This is a genomic window from Paenibacillus sp. MAEPY2 (assembly GCF_000499205.1).
Lineage (GTDB): Bacteria > Bacillota > Bacilli > Paenibacillales > Paenibacillaceae > Paenibacillus > Paenibacillus vandeheii.
Genome location: NZ_AWUK01000014.1, coordinates 30073 through 50813, shown reverse-complemented (window position 1 = coordinate 50813; position 20741 = coordinate 30073). Strand labels below are relative to the sequence as shown.

The following is a 20741-nucleotide window of genomic DNA, read 5'->3' as shown; positions in this document are numbered from 1 at the left end:
AGTTTTATGTAAAATTTATTGAGTTTATATCAAATTTTTGTTCATCTTCTCTTTACAGACAAAACCGCAGGAACATTCCCGAATCAAGGGAGTCCTTGCGGTTTTTTGCTGTTCACTGACCCTGGTTTGAAGTCTATTTAATGTCCTTTGTTTGGTAAAGCCACTTGTCCACGATTAACGCTGCGTTGATTCAGAACGGATGCTGCTGTGACAGTTGGCTTTTACACTAGATAATGTGGGTGATGAGTTCACACACCGAATGCGTAGATCAAGGGGGAAGAAAATCCGATGAGTGAGCTTGACAACCGGATCGGCTTGCCTGCTGCCAGACGGCGCGTATCCAATACGAGTCAGCGCCGGACAGCTTCGCTGCGTGTGCAGCGGATGCGGGAAAACATGCTGGCCTATGGTTTCCTGGCACCATCGCTGCTTTTATTCGCAGTGTTCCTGTTTTATCCGATGTTTAAATCGGTGTACCTGAGTATGCATTCCACGGACCCTACCGGACAGATTGCAGCTTATGTGGGGCTGGACAATTTTAAGGCGGTATTCCAGTCCGGATTGTTCCTGCAGGGGATGAAAGTAACGCTGTTGTTCGTCCTGTTTACCGTGCCAACGGGCATGCTCGCTGCTCTGATTCTGGCGGCACTAACCCACAACCGATTCAAGGGGATGCGCGTGTTTCAGTTTGTATTCTCTCTGCCTGTGGTGTTATCTGTTGGTTCTTCGGCGGTCATCTGGAAGTTTCTGTTCCATCCGACCTTGGGCATGCTGAATTATTTATTAGGAAAAGTCGGAATTGACCCGATTCCCTGGCTGACCAGCCCGGATTGGGCGTTAATATCGATTTCCATCATGACGATTTGGATGAATCTCGGATTCAATTATATTATTTTGTCCAGTGGATTACAGGGCATCCCGGAAGAAATTTATGAGAGTGCAAAGATTGATGGCGCAGGTCCTTTGCTTACTTTTCGCAAAATCTCGATGCCGTTGCTGTCACCAACCCTGTTTTTCGTCACCGTAGTATCGATCATTGGTGCGTTCCAATCATTTGGTCAGATCAACATTCTAACCCGGGGCGGCCCGATGGACAGTACCAATGTATTCGTCTATTCCATCTATCAGGAAGCATTCGTTAATTTCCGATTCGGGACGGGCAGTGCGCAGGCACTTATCCTGTTCGCGGTCATTATGCTGCTGACCCTGATTCAGTTCAAATGGGTGGAAAGGAAAGTGCATTACCAATGAGAACACCATGGACGAAAACATTGCTGTATGTGTTGCTTACAATCTGTGCGGCGCTTGTGCTGTATCCGGTGCTGTACACCTTTTTCATGGCCGTGATGACGCCGGAGGATGCCAGTGCGTATCCGCCGCACATCATACCGCGGTCCATAGACCTGTCCAATTTCGCTGAAGTATTCGATATCGTCCCGATTGGTTCATTTATCGGTAATACGTTCCTCGTTGCAGGACTGACGATGTTAGGTCAGCTTGTTACGGCGAGTATGGCGGCCTATGCATTCGCGAAAATGGAGTTTAAGGGCAAAAACGTCATCTTCAGCATGTTTGTGGCCACGATGATGATTCCTTGGGAAGTCACCATGATCCCAAACTACCTGACGGTGCGCAGTTGGGGCTGGCTTGATACGTATCAAGGGCTGACCATACCGTTCCTGGCAACGGCGTTTGGTACATTCCTGCTGAGACAATTTTTCATGCAGCTTCCGAAAGAGTTGTTTGAAGCAGCGAAGATCGATGGCTGCGGACACATCCGCTACTTCGTATCCCATGTTCTGCCACTGTCCCGTCCGGCACTTGGAACACTGGCGATCTATTCTTTCCTGAGTATGTACAACTCATATCTGTGGCCATTGCTCGTCACGAATACGCCAGAGATGAGGACTGTACAAATCGGAATCTCGATGCTGGAGTTCCAAGAATCCACCGCATGGAATCTGGTGTTTGCTGGTACGGCTATGGTGATTCTGCCATCGCTGCTGCTTCTGGTTTTCGGTTTGAAACAGCTTGTCCGCGGTATGGCCGCAGGCGCGCTGAAGGGATAGTAGGAGTAAGGTTTGTTTTAAGGATTTAAAAGGTTGGCGGTTTGGATACCAGGAGCGAATAAACAAGGCTCACTCTTGAAATAAGATGTTGAGAAGATATACCACGGTAGTAGTGGAGGGGACGAAATCGATTCTGAAGAAGCGAAGCGTTCGCCTTTATCTCCGGATTTTCCCCTTTGAAGGGGAATGAAAAAAAATCCGGAGATAACAGCGATCGAAAGAACGATTCGTAACTGTAACGGCAACTCCGTGTCATCTCCAAGATTTTATTTTGAAGTGAGCCCCAAAAAAAGGAGAGCGATTATGATCGGGTTTCGTTTGAAAAAAAGAGGTACATTTGCACTGATGCTGGCTGCACTGATGTTGGTACTGGCCGCTTGCGGCGGAAAAACCGAAACGACAAGCACAACGGGCGGAGCGCAGGCAGATGCCGCAGCTGCTGAACCGGTACAACTGACATGGTGGCATTCGATGTCGGGCGCAGGGGAGAAAGCCATTAACCAACTCGCTTCCGATTTCAACGCAAGTCACCCGGACATTCAGGTAAAGCCAATCTATCAGGGGAAATACGATGAGAGCCTGAACAAACTCAAAGCTTCCATGGGCTCGGACAGCGGCCCGGACATTATCCAGGTATATGAGATTGGCAGCAAGTTCATGATCGACTCGGGCATGATTACGCCAGTACAGCAATTTATTGATAAAGACAAGTTTGACCTGTCCCAACTGGAGCCAAACATCATCCGTTATTACACCATTGACGGTAAATTGAACGCAATGCCTTTTAACACGTCGAACCCGATTTTGTACTATAACAAGGACATGTTCAAAGCAGCCGGTTTGGACCCGGAGAACCCACCTAAGACATACGAGGAATTTGAGCAAGCAGCCAAAGCACTGGCAAAAGACGGTAAACCCGGCGCATCCATGGCGATCTATGGCTGGTTTATGGAACAATTCTTTGCGAACCAGAATGCAGATTATGTAAACAATGGTAACGGTAGAACCGGCGCAGCGACTGAATCCTTGCTGAACTCCGAAGCTGGCGTGAAGACTTTAACATGGTGGAAAAAGATGATGGACGAGAAGACCGTCTCTAATCTGGGACGTAGCACAGACGATACGACCGCTGCATTTACTGCGCAACAAATCGGCATGACGCTGGATTCTACCGCAGGATTGCGCAAAATTGTAGAGGGTGCTGGTGGCAAGTTTGAGCTGGGAACAGGCTTCCTGCCTCGTCCTGCTGATGCCAAAGAAGGTGGCGTCGTGGTTGGTGGCGCAAGCTTGTATATCATGAACAACAAATCCGAAGCTCAACAGCAAGCCGCTTGGGAATTCATCAAGTATCTGGCAACACCTGCGGTACAAGCCAACTGGAGTGTTGCGACAGGATACTTCCCTATTACGACAGCAGCCTACGATGAGCAAGTATTAAAGGATAATATGGCGAAGTACCCGCAATTCCAGACAGCAGTCGACCAATTGCACGCTTCCGCGGATTCGACAGCAACATCCGGGGCCGTTATGGGTGTATTCCCCGAAGCCCGTCAAATTGTCGAAGGAGCGATCGAGACGGTTCTGAATGGACAAGGAACTCCACAAGACGCATTGGATGCAGCAGCGAAGCAAATTACAGACAAGATTGCACAGTATAACAGCACGGTGAAGAAGTAACTTATTGCTTGAAAGAGGATAAACTTCAAGCTGGGTTTAGCAAAATTGAAATGTATAGCTTAACTTAGGGTGTTATAACGAAGTGAGACGTATGCGATGGTCAATCCTGACTGTCGCATCGTTTTGCTGTGAAAAGATCTAAGACCAGAATCGCTTAAAGGCGAATTGTAGATAGGGATATCTATCTATAAATGTCGAATACAGAGATTTTAATCTTTTATATGTTAGTTAAAGTTACTCAATATAGGCTGTTATACACAGATTTTTGACTTGAAAGTGATGGGGGTGACATTAGATAGTTGTTATGTACTACTTTTTTACGTGTTTTTTATTTTACTTATATTCTTTTGTCATGTATATGTTCTATTTTATATCATATGAAAAGAATATTGTTTACACGTAATAAAACTTCAGTTATCTTATACTTGAACTAATGTCCAAGCTTCATGAACAAATGATTACGAATTTAAAACATGGAGGTAGGTAAAAGATGCATGTTCTGCAAATGAAGAGGTGGCTCAGGTTGTTCCTGGCTATGGTCCTGCTCATCACAGGTGCCATTCCGGCTGGATTGTTCAGCAGTAAGGCAGCCGCCGCGGATGAGCCGTTAACGGTTGCTCAGGCAATTGCTCGCAGCAATGATGGATTACCGGCGACGGTAGAAGGGTACGTGATCGGATATTTTAACAATAATTCCAAAAACCAACTTCAATCCTCACCCCCGTTCAGTGGAGGAAGTAACTTTGGATTTGCGGACAATCCAGGTGAAACAGACTTAAATAAGATCATGTCTGTTCAAATCCCTAGTGCTACTTCAATACGAAATACGTTTGGATTGGATAGTAACCCCGATCTTCTTGGCAAGAAAGTTAGGGTAACGAATGGAACACTAGCTTCCTATCTCGCTCTGCCTGGCCTCAAATATGACTCCACTTCAACAACCTTCCAACTAATCGATGAGACTCCTGTAACCAAAGTGGCAAATGTAACAGCCAATCCTACTTCAGGCGCAGTTCCAACAGGGACCAAGGTGGCCTTGGAAACAACTACTGTCGGTGCAACTGTATACTACAAGCAGAATACGGACGCTGATTATCTTCCTTACACCGTGCCCATCACGGTAAATGAGGCAACGCACATTGAAACCTACGCGGCTAAAGAGGGGATAGACAATAGTGATGTTACAAGTTTCGATTACACCCTCGTCGACACAACTCCTATTCCAATCTCTGAGGCAAGAAAAGCAACAGAAAACAGCACCGTTACCGTTCAAGGTATTGTAACCTACAGTGAATTATCGGGAAGTGTATCGAATCTATATATTCAGGATAACGATGCCGGGATCGTTGTGCGCGGCAATGCTTCTGGTGTGGAAGCAGGAGACAAGATTGAAGCATACGGCCCAATTACGATCTACAACGGCCTCGTCCAGGTTGAAGCAAGCAAATCCGGATTTCAGGGTGGCTATATTCGGACTGTCGAAAAGTCACAGGACATACCTTCACCTGTACCGCTTAATTCATCCCATTTTGCTCCAGGTACGGGAGGAAACAAGGGTACCGGAGGGCAGTATGAAGGGATGCTTGTCGAAGTAAACAATATTCAAGTGACAAAAAGCAACAAGCCCACTTACACTGCGACAGATGAACAAGGCGGGGAAATGCTGATCTATGCCAAGAACAGCCCGTCTGCTCTCTCCGTTGGCAAATCGTATCATAAAGTGACAGGGGTCTTGACTTACCATTCCACTTACGGTCTGGAATTGATTCCTCGAACGGCGTCGGATATTCTGGAGGATCTGCTCTCTGTGACAGCGAGCACACCTTCGGGTGGCATTGTAAAAGGTACGGAAGTTACGTTGTCTTCTTCGTATGAGGGTGCCCAAATTTTTTATACACTAGATGGTTCTGAACCAACCGTGAATTCGACGGAATACACACAGCCTATTACGATCAATGAAGATCAAATCATTAAAGCTGTTGCCACAGCTGATAGCAGAGTAAGCGCCATTTTTTCTTTTGAGTATACTGCGGTGGATCGAGTGGATGGTGTACGTATTCACGAAATTCAGGGGGCAGGCCATTATTCCATTTATGACGGACTGAGAGTACAGAATGTAGAAGGGATTGTTACATCTCTAGTTAACGCAGATTCATTCTATATGCAATCCATTCCTGGTCAGGAAGATGGAGATCCGGCAACTTCTGAGGGGATTTTAATCTATAAGAAAGATCATGGAATGAAAGTTCAGCATCAAGTAAAGGTTTCGGGTCAAGTCAAAGAGTATGCAGCAAATGTAACAGACCTGCCAACCACTGAAATTGTTGCTTCTGATATTACTTTGGAACAACCTAATGTTGAATTGCCACAACCCGTAATCATTGGAAAAGGTGGTCGCGTAATTCCGAATGTCATTGATTCGGATGGATTGAGCGAATTCAACCCGGACGTGGATGCCATTGATTTCTATGAAAGTCTGGAAGGCATGCGTATTCAGTTAGATAATGCTACTATTCTTGGACCTTATTCCTACAATCCTGGATTAGCAGTGACGGTAGACAACGAACCTAATAATCCATTGAAGACTCCGGCAGGAGGGTTAATCTTACGTGGAGACGGAGCGGGAGAGTTTGAAAGTTCTCTAAATCCTCAACGCTTGTTCATTAATAAAAAACCTTCTCAAGCTGTGACCACGGGTGATAAATTTACAGGTCCTATTAATGGTGTGCTTTCTTATTCGAGTAGTAATTATAAGGTCACGTTGGAAGGTGACTTGCCGCCGGTTACGTCCAGTGGTTTACAACAGGCAACAACCTCAATTGAACCGCAACAAGACAAGCTGACCATTGCGACGTTCAACGTAGAGAACTTCAGTAAAAAGGATGCAGCACGTGGAAATAAAATCGGCAAGATTATCGTTAACAATCTAAAAAGCCCTGATATTATAGGGATCATGGAAGTTCAGGATAACGATGGCGATACAAATAGCGGAAACACAGATGCGAGTGAAAGCTTCAAAACGCTTCTGGATGCAATTAAAAGTAATAATGGGCCAAGCTATCAGTATACCGATATTGCGCCGCTAAATAATATGGATGGTGGAGCAACCGGAGGCAATATTCGTGTAGGTTTCCTGTACAATCCGGAGCGGGTATCCTTAAAAGCAGGTACCAAAGGCGATGCAACAACAGCACTGGCCCTTGATGCAAGTGGAGATCTGTCTCTGAATCCAGGGCGAATTAAACCGAATAATGCTGCATTTGAAACTTCAAGAAAACCGCTCGCGGCAGAGTTTGATTTTAATGGTGAACGTGTAGTTGTTATCGCTAACCATTTTAACTCCAAGCTTGGAGATTTAGCCCCAATTGGCAATGTCCAGCCTGCAACCCGCAGTAGTGAAGTTCGGCGTGCGCAGCAAGCGACAATCGTCAATGAATTTGTAACTGAATTAATCGAAAAAGACCCTGGGGTAAATGTCGCTGTGCTTGGAGACTTCAATGACTTCCAGTTCTCCAGAACATTGAACATTGTTGAAGGCAATGAGCTGGACAATCTGGTAAACAAACTGCCAGAGAACAAACGTTATTCTTACATCTATGACGGAAACTCTCAGACACTGGATCACATTCTGGTGAGTAAAAATTTGTCCCAAACTGCTGCTATCGAAGCTGTTCATGTGAATGCTGATTTCGAAGACTCGCATGGACGCGTCAGTGACCATGATCCGCTGCTTGCACAGCTAAGTATTGGAAGCACCGCAGAAGAAGGCGACTTCAATCTGCGAGTATTGCACACCAATGATACGCATGCGCATTTGGATAACATTCCGCGCCGTGTAACAGCGATTAAAGAAACACGCAATGATAACACCCTGGTGCTGGATGCAGGGGACGTCTTCTCGGGTACATTGTATTTTAATCTCTTTAACGGTCTGGCGGATCTGGAGTTTATGAACATGATCGGATACGATGCCATGACCTTCGGAAACCATGAGTTTGATAAAGGTCCTAGTGTTCTCAAGGATTTCGTTGAACAAGCGAACTTCCCATTCGTGAGTGCTAATATTGACTATACGAAGGATGCGAATTTGGGTGGCCTGTACAACAGTAACATCGGAAATCCAGGCGAGAATTCGCAAATCTATCCGGCTATTATTACAGAAGTAAACGGCGAAAAGGTCGGAATATTTGGTTTGACGACACCGGATACCGTATCTTTGTCATCGCCGGGAGATGATCTGACGTTTAAGGATTACAAGACAAGTGCTCAAGCGACAGTGAACATGCTGCAAGATGAAGGTATCAATAAAATCATCGCGCTGACGCATCTGGGTTACTCGGAAGACCTGAAGCTGGCAGAAGCGGTGGAAGGCATCGACATCGTGGTCGGTGGTCATTCACACACCATTTTGAACAAACCGGTGGTTATAGATACACACACCGATCCGACGCTTGTGGTACAGACAGGTGAGTATGATGTTTCATTGGGTCAACTGGATGTAACATTTGATGAAGCAGGCGTATTGAAAACATGGAACGGCAAGTTGCTGAACCTGGATGCGAAGGATGCCTCTGGTGCATACGTCTACGCCAATGATCCGGAAGCAGCGGAGAAACTGGCAAGCTATGCCGAACCTCTGGCCGAGTTCAAAAAAGAAGTGATCGGTAAAACGAATGTACTTCTGGATGGAGAACGCGGCACTGTGCGCAAGCAGGAAACCAACCTCGGGAACCTGATGACAGACGGCATGTTGGAGAAAGTGAAGTCCATCGTGAAAGAAAACGATGTTAAAGGATATGTTGCGATCCAAAACGGTGGAGGCATTCGAGCTTCATTCCAAGCAGGAGATATCACGTTGGGTGATCTGCTAACTGTAATGCCATTTGGCAACAACCTATCTGCGGTGAAAATGACAGGCAAGGAAATTACGGCTGCGCTGGAAAATGGCGTGAGTGGTGTGGAAACAGGAGAAGGACGCTTCCCGCAAGTTTCAGGTATGCGTTTCTACTACGATTCCACGAAGCCAGGCGAAAAAATTGATGCGACAACGAATACGGTGATCCAAGTAGGTCAACGCGTGGTCAAAGTACAGGTTAAGGATGCGGACGGCACTTACACAGATATCGATCCAAACGGATACTACATCGTAGCGACGAACTCGTTTATGGCGAATGGCGGAGACTTCTACCGCGCCATGAGAGCGGCGAAGGATGATAACCGTTACTATGAGCTGAATCTGGTCGACTATGAAGTCTTCCATGAACATCTGGACCGTGTAGGTACAGTAAATCAGACAACGGAAGGACGCATTACCGATCTGAAGGGTTCCCCTCTTCCGGGTGATGGAAATGGGAGTACACCTGGTAACGGTGGTGGAAATAATGGAAGTAATCCGGGTAGTGGTGGAGGTACAACGACACCGACCACACCTGTAACACCAACGGATCCTACAACTCCGACCACACCTACAACACCATCCGTTCCAGGTAATGGGAACGGTGGAGGTACTACACCAACGAATCCGGGTGTGATTTTGAAAGATATCGGCAATCACTGGGCGGCAGCTGCCATTGAGCAGGCCATTTCCCGGGGAATTGTGAATGGGTATCAGGACGGTAACTTCCGTCCAAATGCTCCGGCAACACGCGCCGAGTTCATTGTGATGCTGGCAAGAGCATTTGAACTTCCAGCTAGCACAAAGGCGTTGACGTTCAAGGATGCTTCCAAAATTCCGGCATGGGCACAATCCTTTATCGCTCAGGCTGTGGACCAAGGAATCATCAGTGGATATACGGATGAGACGTTCCGTGCATCCGGCAAAGTATCGCGTGTGGAAATGACCGTTATGCTTGTAAGAGCATTGGGTCTTCCCGTTGATTCGAAATCCACATTAACCTTTGCAGATGCGAATAAAGTACCTGTATGGGCGGTACCTTACATCGCGGCTGCATATGATGCAGGACTGGTGAAGGGCACAGGTAAGAACTTGTTTAATCCGCTCGCTGAAGCAACGCGTGCTGAAGTTGTGACATTGCTGATGTCAGCAAGTGAGCTACAGTCCAAGCAATAAGATCGAATCATGTGCCACCGGAGCAGAGCAAAAACGCAGTTTTATACTGAATGGCTAACTCCGATATTCAAACGAAAACGGCTTGCAGGCTCTCATCTGCAAGCCGTTTTTTTTACTAATTAAGACTGTTCATTTTCACTAGAGGAAGGTATAGTAGACAGGATTATAATGAAGGAGTGTTGACATGCAAGATCAACCGGTTTTAATTGCACTACTGGCTATCGCCGCAGGTATTTTCAGTTTGTTGGGTGGGATCAACAATTGGGATTGGTTTATGAGGAGTTTTCGAGCAGGTCTCTTTGTAAAAACGATTGGACGTCAGGGTGCAAGAGTGGTGTACGGTATTCTGGGAATTGTGATGATTACCATTGGCGTATTATTGTTGCTGATTGGGTAAACTTAGAAAAAGAAAAGAATTTGCAAAGCCTGAGTACATAATTCAGTTTCACACAATTTAAGATGTAAGGTAAAAGGAAACGAAAAGTATGTTCAGCTTATCCTTGAGATTTTCGAAGTTAGTTAGGACCTGTCCTCAAATTCAATTCAGGCAAACGTTCAGGTACATTTCACTTTTCAGTACGCTTGAAGACAAGCCCTAGAAAAAGTTACACTAAAAAAAGCCCACCGAAAAAATTTCGGTGGGCTTTTACCAAATTCAGGTTTATCCATCTCAATCTGGTTTAATTATCTTTTAAATCTTCAATGGAGTTGATGTCCATATAGGTTGGTACAACCAGACCTGTTTTGGCACCGTCCATATTTGGACCGAGATCATCGATCTGATCCTTATACTTGTTGAAATAATCGGCAGAGGTGAGCGGCAACCATGCGGCTGGAGTTGCATCCACATCACCGTTGGCAATACCGGTCCACATTGGACCAATCTCTACCTGCAGGGAGGTTACTTTGTAACCCAGTTTTTCTTTCAGAATGTACTCCAGCAAGTTGGTACTTGCAATCTCGGAGTCCCAGGCTACGTAACTCAGTTTGATTGTATCTCCATTCACCGGGGTCAGCCCTTTGGTCCATTCAGCCACTTTGTCGCTATGTTTCTCGGCAAAAGCTGCTGCGGCTTTTTGGGGGTCATCGCCGTCCTGAATGGCAACCATGATTTCACCCATGTCCTCAGGTGTCCAAGAGAAGCGATCTAGGAATTCATATGCGACAGGTTTGTCTTCCTTTAACCCTTTGCGGGCAATGGTATGAATTTGTTCTGCTTCACCGTAGACGCCTTCCGGATCGTCCAGATATTTCAGGTCATATGCGTTGAACATCCAATGCGGTGTCCAACCGGTAACAATAATCGGTTCATTATTTTTAACGGCTTTATCCAGCGTAGCTGTCATGGCCGCTCCTGAACCTTCAACCAGCTTCCAGTCAGACAAACCGTATTTCTCAATAGCACTTGCAGTGGACTTCATAATTCCGGCACCTGGATCGATACCGATAATTTGGTGATCCACTTCTTTACCCACATTGGCATTCGCAGATGGAGTAGAGGAAGTGGCTCCTTTTTCCAAGTCTGCAATCGAATTAACATCTGTCATGTACGCAGGAACAACGAGCCCTGTGCGTACACCGGTCATGTTGGCCCCCAGGTCATCCACCTGGTCTTTGTAACGTTCCCAGTAGTCAGCGTGAGTCAATGGCAGCCAGGCTGCTGGTGAGGCATCTACGTCGCCTGTGGCGACACCCGTCCACATTGGTCCAGCTTCAACTTGCAGGGCGTTAACTTTATAGCCAAGTTTGCTTTCCATGACATATTTCAACAGGTTGGTACTTGCGATCTCGGAATCCCAGGCTACATAGCCAAGTTTAAATGCATCACCGTTAACGGGTGTCAGACCTTTGGTCCATTCGTCAATCTGGTCTGCATGTTTCTCAGCGTAGTCTTTAGCAGCATCTTCTGGTGATGTACCATTTTGGATGGCACTCATCATTTCGCCCATTTGATCTGATGTCCATTGGAATCGGGACAGGAATTCATAAGCAACCGGGTGATCCTCTTTCAAGCCTTTACGGGCAATGGTGTGAATTTCTTCTGCATCACCAAAAGATTTTTGCGGATCTTCCAGATATTTCAGATCATATTTGTTGAACATCCAGTGTGGAGTCCAGCCTGTAATAATGATCGGTTTTTCTGCTTTAATTGCTTTGTCCAGTGTGGCAGTCATCGCTGCACCAGATCCTTCAATCAGGGTCCAGTCCGTCAGATGATAATCTTCGATGGCTTTGGCAGTGGACTTCATAATGCCTGCACCCGGGTCAATACCAATGATCTGATAATTGACTTCTTCACCTACAGCACTAGCTGGTGTGTTGTTACCTCCGGCCGAAGAACTATTTCCACCAATGAAGTATTGTGAGAACCCTGCTACGAGTACAACCAGTACTGCTGCGGAAGTAATCCAGGCTGTTTGTTTCGTTGAGAAACGGGAGCTCTTCTTGCGGCCTGGCATAAACAGGTTTTGAGTGAAGCGGTCAAGCACGATTGCCAGTACCACGACAGCCAAACCTGCTTCAAAACCTTTACCAATCTGCAACTGTGTTACAGCACGATAGACTTCCGCACCAATACCCTGTGCACCGATCATGGAAGCTATAACAACCATGGACAGCGACAGCATGATGGTTTGGTTAATCCCTGACATTACGGTAGGCAATGCAAGTGGAAGCTGTACTTTAAACAACTTCTGCATGGACGTGGAACCAAAAGCATCCGCTGCTTCAACAAGTTCGCCAGATACCTGCTTAATTCCGAGGTGAGTCAGGCGAATTGTAGGCGGAATCGCGAATATAACGGATGCGATAACACCTGGAACCACACCAAGACTGAAGAAGGTTACCGCTGGCAGCAAGTAGACAAATGCAGGCATGGTCTGCATAAAGTCAAGCAATGGTGTGATAATACGGGCTGCAGTTTTGCTGTATGCGAGCCAGATACCAACAGGCACACCGAGCAGGATGGATATCAATCCTGATGTAATAACGAGGCCAAGTGTGTCCATTGATTGTGACCAGTAGCCGAGGTTATCTACGAGCAAGAAACCGATAACCGTAAACAGGGTCAGTGGTAATCGGCCAACAAGATACGCGAGTACACCGAGTATTACAATAAACAGGAGCGGATGGGGGAGCATGAACAGCCCGGAGAAAAATCCGACAACCTCCTGAATGACAACGGAAATGACTTTAAATAATCCGGAGAGCGAGGAGCTCATCCAGTCAACAATCGATTCAATCCACGATGCTAGTGGTATTTTGGGAATCATTCGCAAGTTCCTCCTTTACTGCAACTTCACCGCTTAGTGCGCCAAGCAGGGCACCGCGGACGATAACACCTTGCAGACGGCCAGTTTCGCCAACAACAGCGAGCGGCACATGGGCTGAACTTACAATTTCGAACAATTCATGAATCAGGGTATCCGGTGACACAGTTGGTCCATCCGTGATCAGAATGTCGTTCAACACTTTGTTTTCGCGCATCGCACGGGTTGCATCTTCAGCTGTAATGACACCAAGCAGTTTGATCGAACGGTCAATGACAAACAGGTTGGAAATACCACGTTCGCGCATTAATTCGAGGGCAACACGAGGACCACGGTCTAGCGTAATCGTTTCAGGACGTCTCATAACATGAGCTGCGGTAAGGACCTTGGACAAGTCCACGTCTTCGACGAAGCGGGCCACATATGAGTTGGCCGGTTGAATCATGATTTCTTCCGGAGTACCGATCTGCACGACTGCGCCGTCCTTCATGAGGGCAATACGATCGCCGATGCGCAGCGCTTCGTCCAAGTCATGGGTAATGAAAATAATGGTCTTTTTCATTTTATCCTGAAGCTCAATCAGTTCATCCTGCATATCACGGCGAATCAGTGGATCTAGTGCACTGAATGCTTCGTCCATTAACAGGACTTCCGGGTCATTAGCCAGCGCACGGGCCAAACCTACACGCTGCTGCATACCGCCACTTAACTCATCCGGCATTTTATCTTCCCAGCCCTTGAGGCCAACCAGTTCAAGCGACGTTTTTGCTTTTTCCCGACGTTCATTTTTATCTACCTTTTGAACTTCGAGTCCATACTCCACATTATCAAGAACGGTACGGTGCGGGAATAACGCAAACTTCTGGAATACCATGCTGATCGTTTTCCGACGCACTTCGCGCAATTGTTCTTTGTTCATTTTGCGTAAATCTTTACCATGGACAAGAATCTCTCCAGATGTCGGTTCAATCAGACGATTAAACATCCGAACAAGCGTTGACTTACCACTCCCGGACAGCCCCATGATGACGAAAATTTCACCTTCCTGAATCTCCATGTTGACCCGGTTGACACCAACCGTTATCTGTTTTTCTTTGGCCAACTTTTCTTTGCCCCAACCTTGCTCCAGTAATTGCAGACCTTGCTCGGTTTGGGGGCCAAACAGTTTACTTACATTTTTTACTTCAAGTATGGTCATGTTTTCACCCCTTCTGATGTGTTGTGCACTTCGAACGGCTTTCAGCATCCACAAGCCCATACACTTGTGCGCCCAGCCACGAAATCCGGTAATTGTTGCTTCGCTTCCCGTCTTTCTGGGTAACGTTTAGTATTCTAACAATACTTAACCCGTATAGCAACCGAATAAACAGTACATAATGTTCATACAGTAAAAACTGTACAAAGTTTTCCGTCCATATGCTCTGTCATTCTCCTTATTCTGGCTAATAAGACACCTTTACATTTGATATCGCTTTTTCTACAATAGAAAATGTGCTGAATCTAAGCAGTTTTTTTTGGTTAAAAGATAGTCGTAGGCGTTTGCAACTTGGTAAAGCTCCCATGATATACATTGGGTAACCTAAAGCCCGTTGGCATATAGGATGTCCTGCCGGATACGTTCCCATGTAAGCAGGATCTTAAACAGTTGCAATTATTTTGCCGAGACTGGGAATGTTCAGAATGGAGGTTGCAAGCATGAGCTTGGACCATTTACAAGAGGAACAGCAGGCCACCGTTCTTAGAATCCGTAAACGCGTCATTGAAGCCATTGGGCGTAATATGGATCTCTACGGCGTTACGCTGTCCACGGGACACTTATATGGATTGCTTTTTTTTGCAGACAAACCTATGACCCTTGACGATATGGGCCGGGAAATGGAAATGAGCAAAACGAGCATGAGTACCGGCGTACGTACACTGCTGGATCTAAAAATGGTAAATAAAGTATGGAACAAAGGCTCCCGGAAAGACTTATATGAAGTGGAGTATGACTGGCATCAGACGTTTACGGATTATTTTGTGATCAAATGGAGAAAAGCCGTGGAGAGTAACCTTCAGGTACTGCGCAAATCCATTGAAGAAATGAATCGTTTGATTTCTGATCTGGATGAACAAGCAGATGCTGAACTTCTTCATATTCTTAAGGAAGACAAGCATAAGGTGCTTCAGGCAGAGGCCTACTACAAATGGCTGGATCGCTTGATTGATACTATGGAAGATGAGGAAATATACAAATTGGTTCCAAAAGAAGAAATCAAGGAACATTAATAACAGCAAAGCAAAGGGCCCTTTCCAAATCGGAGAGGGCTCTTTTGTCTTGGTTAGTTATGCACTTGTACATTTCTAATGAAGAAATACGCACGGATTAATCTTAGTTTATACTTTGCAATTGTCCAATTAATCCCACATGGGATAAGGTCACAAGTTGCTGGACGATCTGTTCCAGTTCGTCCATGATCTGATGACGTCCGATTGGAGTCCAGGATCGTGCGGACCAATCGGATATATCGTGCACGCTGCCTCTCAACACGGCCGGAGAGCGATTCCAGGCGGTAGTTTGTTTCATGCGCCGAAGCAGTTTCTCACTCACAGGAGAATTGGAGACGCGATGTATGAACAGATGATCCGTGTCCAGCATGGGGATGCTCTCTGCCGCATACTCGTCTGACATTAAATCTGTTGATATGATCTGTGCAGGCTTTAGTCCCAGTTCACCGTAAACAAAGTGATGTAATGGATGCTCGGCATTTTCCTGGATCCGAATAGACTGATTCGTCACTTGCATAAGCATAATACGTTCTTGCCCGAAGTGGTGCTTCAAACGAAGTCCGATGTCCAAGCTGCGAAGCTCCAGCTGCTTGAAATTCTGCAAGGCCTGCTGCTCCCGTCCGACCAATTCAGCCAAGCGTAAGTGATTTTCTTTCCAGTCATGGGCCTGATCCAGGATGACCGTAGGTGCAATACTTTTGAGCTTATCGTAAAAGGGTTTATGATAGAAGTCACCGATAATCAAGTCCGGCTTGGCCTGACGTAATTTCTCCAATTGTGCGACTAGCCGCTGCTGCTCGACTTTATCAAGCTCCCGGTCAGGGAATCCATCCATTATAGCTACGGGATGCAATCCGAGTGAAGAAAGGTTCTCATGAAGTCCCATCAAGGACGCCGTAGCGACGCGAATTTGGTCTTTTTTCATATATAGGCTGGGTGCGATCCCCATGCTTTGTTTGAATTTGCGGCTAAAATAATATTCATTGCCATAGCCAACAGATACGGCGACGTCTTTAAGTACGCACGATTCCTGTTTGAGCTGTTTTTTGGCTTCGTTAATCCGTAAGCGATTCAGATAATCCGTAGGTGACATGCCTTTGGCTTTTTTGAAACTGCGAGAATACGAGCTTGGTGTCAATCCGGCAATTTTGGCTAGTTGATCCATGCTGATGCCTTCACTCATGCACCGTCGCATATACATAATGCTGCGTTCAAGTGCTGGGTCGACCTTCTCATCATTTTCTTCAAGCCGATTCTCCGAGAGATACTGCAAAAGCTCGTGGAGCTGGCTATGTATACTGATAAAGTGATCGGGCTGAATGCCGCGATAGGCATCAACCAATTGTTCAAATCGTGCTCTAGCTTGTTGGGCATGGCGAACCATCAGTCTGCCTGTCTCCCAATCCAGCGGGAAACCAGAGGAGGAGGTCATTTTCCATTGGCCGCGCACTTGCTGCAAACAGACCGTATCCATGCTAAGGAGTATGAACTCCGTAACAGCCGAGCGTGCAGCTGCCTCAATCGTTGTTCTTGGCTTCAGAACATACAGTTGATTGGCTTCGGCGGTATAGACCGTATCGTTCAGGACCAGGACACCGTCTCCTTGTAAAATAAGACAGAGCATGGGCCGGGACACCGTCTTGCCTTGCACACGGAAATGCTCCCCGCGCCGTATATGGCACATGGAAGAGAGGAGCGGTAGAGATGAGGTTTCAGAAATGAAGGGAAGCTGTTCAGTCATACGGACCATCCTTTTGTCTTATTTTCTTAATGATAACAATTATCATTCTCATATGGAAGATGTTTTTGAAAAATAGTTTTGCACATGACAAAAAGAGGATAACCTAAGCCGTGATGGCTTAGGGTTACCCTCTTTCTTTGTTTTGGACAAGAATATTGAGATGGCTATGAGCCATCATTAACATGCGTGGGTTAGTTTGGCACGACCAACAGGATATCATCCAGGAAAACGTCGCTTAGCACCTTTTTGCCTGTGCCATTGGCCTGAACATGATATAGACGGTAGAGATCATTTGCGTTGATATAGAACATGCCCGGAACATCGTCATGAAGCTGGAACGTTGCCCATTCCTCTCCGGCAAGCTTGGTTACTTTGAGAGCTGTGCTCACGGAATAAAGACCGTTAGTACCGGATAGATATGCAAGCGTTGATGTTCCGTTGGTCAACTGTGTTGTTACGAAAGTGACGTTGTTCAAATTCAGATTGGCAGATTTGGATACCTTGTTTCCGGCGATGGTTTTGGCATACGCCTTTTTGTCTGCATCCACAATGACAACCTTATCCGTACCCAGTGAACCAACTTCCCGGATGCTCTTGCTATGAATCTGAAGTGTTTTGCCGGAAGTAGTTAATGCAAAGGCTTTACCTGTTGAATAATCATAATCCTTGCTGCTGTCCAGCTTGATGCCTTTGTTATACAAATAAAGATTGTTGCCCCAGCCGCCGGCATAAACAGCGTTCACATCGAGCTTTGCTTTTGGATTAACGGCTGTTCCCTTGCCCGTATTGTAGTTTACCTTGTACATGAGAATGGCGTTGGTAGAGTAATACTGCTCGTACGGGTCAGTGTTCACCATCAGTTGCAGTTCTTTTTTGGCAATATTCATAAAATAACGACTTTCTACTGCACCAGCAGCAATCCGCTCTACGGCTCCGCTGCCGTTGGAAGCTTTGGATACAATCCAGGGCTTTCCATTAACAAGCCCGTTATAATATACACGGCCTTTCGTTACGGCGAGCAGGGGGAAATCAGTATCCGCTTTGTCCGCAATTTTGGTGGCAGCCAAAGCTTCGCTATTGCCATTCCCACGATAGATTGCGCCTTTGGAATCCATATAATAAATGAACCCATTATCCGTAAAGTAGCTCAACACATCTGTCGCATACGTTTCAGCCGAATCGCTGGAACCGTCATTGGGAACACGAAGCAGCGTTGTGGAGGAATCGGAACGGGTGTAATAGAGATAAGATCCCGCCGCAGCAAGGCCATCTCCTTCGAAATCAAGCAATACTTCCGTGGTTCCACTACCGTCACCAGATACTTTGTACAATACACCGTCGGAATCATAATATACCGTAGTTTGGCTGAGGGAAGCTGCAAGAGCACCGGCTCCGCCTCCAAGCATTGCCGCAGCGATCAGTGTAAACAGCAGCAGGGTGCAAACTGTGCGTTGCATGCGTGTAAACCATTTGTTCATAAATCAATCGTCACCCTTCTTCTTTATGTATGTAATAAATACCTTAACACCTTAAGTTATATCGGTAAACTATGGAAAATATGTTATACATCTTAGCCTTCGTAATCAACCTTTAAGATGCGGCAAAAAATTAAAACACCGCGCGCAAGAAGATGCACGCGGTGCAAACTTAAATCTGACTTTCAGCGAGCTGCTGACGGCTGTTCCACAAGGTGACCAGACGAAGCAGAGCGAAACTGATGAGTAGAAGCACGGCTCCAACTAAAATCAACATGAGTGGACTGATAAGAAGCATGCCACTCGCCTGTCCACCAATCAGGGCGAGCAATGGAATCACCACCAATCCTCCCAGTTGATAGGCCTCCTGAAATCCACGTACCTTCGCCGAGATCAGGACATTCAACAGAATGACCACAAGACTGCACGCTGGAACAACCCACAGAACCAGAATGATCCAGTTCAGATTGGGGAACATCAACGCTCCGAACATCGGGTACATCAGGATATTGGCAATGATTCCGTAGATGATGAATGTAGTCCAGGATAATATCAGAGAAGGAATAAGAGCTGCTAACACCTTGCCTTTAAACAAAGTATCCATACTCATCGGAGTGAAGAGAAGACCTTCCAGTGTCTTGCGTTCCTTCTCGCCTGCAAAGCTGTTAGCCGTGAGAATGCTGGATGCCATCACCGGAATGATGAGAAACAGCGGTGCGAACATGTACAACGCCAGGTAATAGACAATACGATGATTATCCGTAGGCATTGAAGCAAGCTGTGGAATCCGCCCGGCATGGGTTAGGCTATCCAGCGTATCAAGCAGGAAGCTCATATTGCCGAGGGAAGCAAGCTCCATCCTTGAGGCTGCCCAAATAAGTATCCCAGGCATGATGATCCCGATAACCAGCGGAACGATCAACATGGGCAGCCAGAGCTGTACGCTGGCTGTAATGGCTCGAATATCTTTACGAACGAGTGCACGTATGGCTTGTCGGTTATTCATATTGGTGTGCCTCCCTAATGGCAAAATAAATGCTCTCCAGATCATTGCCCATAATTCGGGCCTGATAGACTTGTCCATGCTCGGTCAGTTGTCGAAGTAGCAATGGAATATCCTCACGGGCTTGAAGCTGAAATACTGCCTTGTTTGCGGAGACCATCTCCGGTGTATATTCAGTTACCGTTTGCCAGCCATTCGGCATGATCGCTTCAACTTCAAGCCGGGGTGAGGTTAGGTAACGGTTGATGATCTCCTGCTCCGTACCTTCCTCAACCTTGCGCCCCTTTTCCATAAAAATATACCGATTGCACACGGCCGATAGCTGGGATAGGACATGAGACGAAACGAGAATCGTCATTTGTTCCTCTTGATTTAACCGGCGAATGATACGAAGTACCATCTGAATCCCGTCCGGATCAAGCCCATTGGTCGGCTCATCCAGAAAGAGAATGGAAGGGCGATGCAGCAGCACTCGCGCCAGACCTACGCGTTTCTTCATACCTGTGCTGTAGGTGCCCACTTTTCGATACTGATAATCCTTCATTTCGAACAGATCCACGAGCTCGTCTATCCGTGCTTTGGCATGTTGTACACCGAAAGCTTCAGCGAAAAAGATCAGGTTGTCCCGTCCGCTCATATTTTCATACAATCCGCTCTGCTCCGTTAATGTTCCGCATATAGCCAGTACGTTCTCCGTCTCACGAAAGGGGTCCAGGCCGTTAATGCTTACTTGCCCACTCGAAGCGCCGAGAACGCCATTCATAATGCGAATCAGGGTGGTTTTGCCTGAACCGTTGGGTCCAATTAACCCGGTAACGCTGCCTTGTTCAACCGTGAAGCTGACATCGTTCAGTGCCTGATGTACTTTAAATTGCTTGGAAATGTTACGAACTTCAATCATGTTCCTTCACCGTCCGATCTGAGTTTGGAGATTATACGTTCAGATGAGTCATATCGTTCAAATGATGGACCGGAAAATAAAATTTCTCCGTCTTTAGTCCCAAACCCAGGCAGCAACTTCACCCTAAAGTCCGGCGAAATCGGGTCTCAGGTTTGTTTTCACTCTGGTCTTTAACATGTATTCTGATAAAAAGGGATGCACTATCCCGTTTCATTGCCATCCATAACGTGGTAATTAGATTTAAGGCCTCTTACATATTATGAACGCC

12 protein-coding genes are annotated in these 20741 nt (G+C 46.4%); 6 read left to right on the top strand and 6 right to left on the bottom strand.

Going from position 1 to position 20741, the window contains the following annotated elements; genetic code table 11:
• The first annotated feature begins 288 nt into the window (after positions 1–288).
• From P364_RS0114005 to P364_RS0113985, 5 genes are all read left to right on the top strand, one after another.
• Positions 289–1251: a carbohydrate ABC transporter permease gene (locus tag P364_RS0114005; protein WP_024630735.1), complete on the top strand. Its 963-nt coding sequence runs from the start codon at positions 289–291 to the stop codon at positions 1249–1251.
• The gene (locus tag P364_RS0114000; RefSeq protein WP_024630734.1) at positions 1248–2069 is read left to right on the top strand and encodes a carbohydrate ABC transporter permease; all 822 of its coding nucleotides are present in this window, start codon (positions 1248–1250) and stop codon (positions 2067–2069) included. Before P364_RS0114005 ends, P364_RS0114000 begins: the two co-directional genes overlap by 4 nt.
• Positions 2070–2372: 303 nt before the next feature.
• Complete coding sequence (locus P364_RS0113995) at positions 2373–3746, top strand: ABC transporter substrate-binding protein (protein WP_024630733.1); 1374 nt, start codon at positions 2373–2375, stop codon at positions 3744–3746.
• Positions 3747–4236: 490 nt separating this feature from the next.
• Positions 4237–9816 (top strand): 5'-nucleotidase C-terminal domain-containing protein, encoded by a 5580-nt coding sequence (locus tag P364_RS0113990; RefSeq protein WP_024630732.1) that lies wholly within the window; start codon positions 4237–4239, stop codon positions 9814–9816.
• Positions 9817–10000: 184 nt separating this feature from the next.
• Positions 10001–10213 carry an immunity 17 family protein gene (locus P364_RS0113985; protein WP_024630731.1) on the top strand — a complete coding sequence of 71 codons (213 nt, stop codon included), beginning with the start codon at positions 10001–10003 and terminating at the stop codon, positions 10211–10213.
• Positions 10214–10496: 283 nt separating this feature from the next.
• Here the strand turns inward: P364_RS0113985 and P364_RS0113980 are convergent, their stop codons facing one another.
• Together P364_RS0113980 and P364_RS0113975 are read right to left on the bottom strand one after the other, a co-directional pair.
• The gene (locus P364_RS0113980) at positions 10497–13088 is read right to left on the bottom strand and encodes a glycine betaine ABC transporter substrate-binding protein (protein ID WP_024630730.1); all 2592 of its coding nucleotides are present in this window, start codon (positions 13086–13088) and stop codon (positions 10497–10499) included.
• Entirely contained in the window at positions 13054–14283 is a 1230-nt protein-coding gene (locus P364_RS0113975) for a quaternary amine ABC transporter ATP-binding protein (protein WP_024630729.1), read from the bottom strand. The genes P364_RS0113980 and P364_RS0113975 overlap by 35 nt, the downstream gene beginning before the upstream one ends.
• Positions 14284–14780: 497 nt before the next feature.
• On the opposite strand from P364_RS0113975, the gene P364_RS0113970 reads away from it, so the two are divergent.
• Positions 14781–15353, top strand: a complete 573-nt coding sequence (locus tag P364_RS0113970; protein ID WP_024630728.1) for a GbsR/MarR family transcriptional regulator — start codon at positions 14781–14783, stop codon at positions 15351–15353.
• A gap of 103 nt (positions 15354–15456) precedes the next feature.
• Here P364_RS0113970 and P364_RS0113965 read toward each other — a convergent pair whose 3' ends face one another.
• The 4 genes from P364_RS0113965 to P364_RS0113950 form a co-directional block, all read right to left on the bottom strand.
• Entirely contained in the window at positions 15457–17094 is a 1638-nt protein-coding gene (locus P364_RS0113965) for a helix-turn-helix domain-containing protein (RefSeq protein WP_161634242.1), read from the bottom strand.
• A gap of 191 nt (positions 17095–17285) precedes the next feature.
• A complete protein-coding gene (locus P364_RS0113960; RefSeq protein ID WP_024630726.1) occupies positions 17286–18572 on the bottom strand; it encodes a DUF5050 domain-containing protein in 1287 nt (428 codons plus the stop codon).
• A gap of 169 nt (positions 18573–18741) precedes the next feature.
• Positions 18742–19575, bottom strand: a complete 834-nt coding sequence (locus P364_RS0113955; RefSeq protein ID WP_024630725.1) for an ABC transporter permease — start codon at positions 19573–19575, stop codon at positions 18742–18744.
• Positions 19568–20473, bottom strand: coding sequence for an ABC transporter ATP-binding protein (locus P364_RS0113950; RefSeq protein ID WP_024630724.1), 906 nt, complete (start codon positions 20471–20473; stop codon positions 19568–19570). The genes P364_RS0113955 and P364_RS0113950 overlap by 8 nt, the downstream gene beginning before the upstream one ends.
• Between the last annotated feature and the right edge of the window lie 268 nt (positions 20474–20741).

Bases quoted from the DNA above. Each gene is read 5' to 3' on its own strand.
- P364_RS0113990 (WP_024630732.1), top strand. From the start codon at position 4,237: ATGCATGTTCTGCAAATGAAGAGGTGGCTCAGGTTGTTCCTGGCTATG.
- P364_RS0114000 (WP_024630734.1), top strand. From the start codon at position 1,248: ATGAGAACACCATGGACGAAAACATTGCTGTATGTGTTGCTTACAATC.
- P364_RS0113960 (WP_024630726.1), bottom strand. From the start codon at position 18,572: ATGAACAAATGGTTTACACGCATGCAACGCACAGTTTGCACCCTGCTG.
- P364_RS0113970 (WP_024630728.1), top strand. From the start codon at position 14,781: ATGAGCTTGGACCATTTACAAGAGGAACAGCAGGCCACCGTTCTTAGA.
- P364_RS0113950 (WP_024630724.1), bottom strand. From the start codon at position 20,473: ATGATTGAAGTTCGTAACATTTCCAAGCAATTTAAAGTACATCAGGCA.
- P364_RS0114005 (WP_024630735.1), top strand. From the start codon at position 289: ATGAGTGAGCTTGACAACCGGATCGGCTTGCCTGCTGCCAGACGGCGC.
- P364_RS0113985 (WP_024630731.1), top strand. From the start codon at position 10,001: ATGCAAGATCAACCGGTTTTAATTGCACTACTGGCTATCGCCGCAGGT.
- P364_RS0113965 (WP_161634242.1), bottom strand. From the start codon at position 17,094: ATGACTGAACAGCTTCCCTTCATTTCTGAAACCTCATCTCTACCGCTC.
- P364_RS0113955 (WP_024630725.1), bottom strand. From the start codon at position 19,575: ATGAATAACCGACAAGCCATACGTGCACTCGTTCGTAAAGATATTCGA.
- P364_RS0113975 (WP_024630729.1), bottom strand. From the start codon at position 14,283: ATGACCATACTTGAAGTAAAAAATGTAAGTAAACTGTTTGGCCCCCAA.
- P364_RS0113995 (WP_024630733.1), top strand. From the start codon at position 2,373: ATGATCGGGTTTCGTTTGAAAAAAAGAGGTACATTTGCACTGATGCTG.
- P364_RS0113980 (WP_024630730.1), bottom strand. From the start codon at position 13,088: ATGATTCCCAAAATACCACTAGCATCGTGGATTGAATCGATTGTTGAC.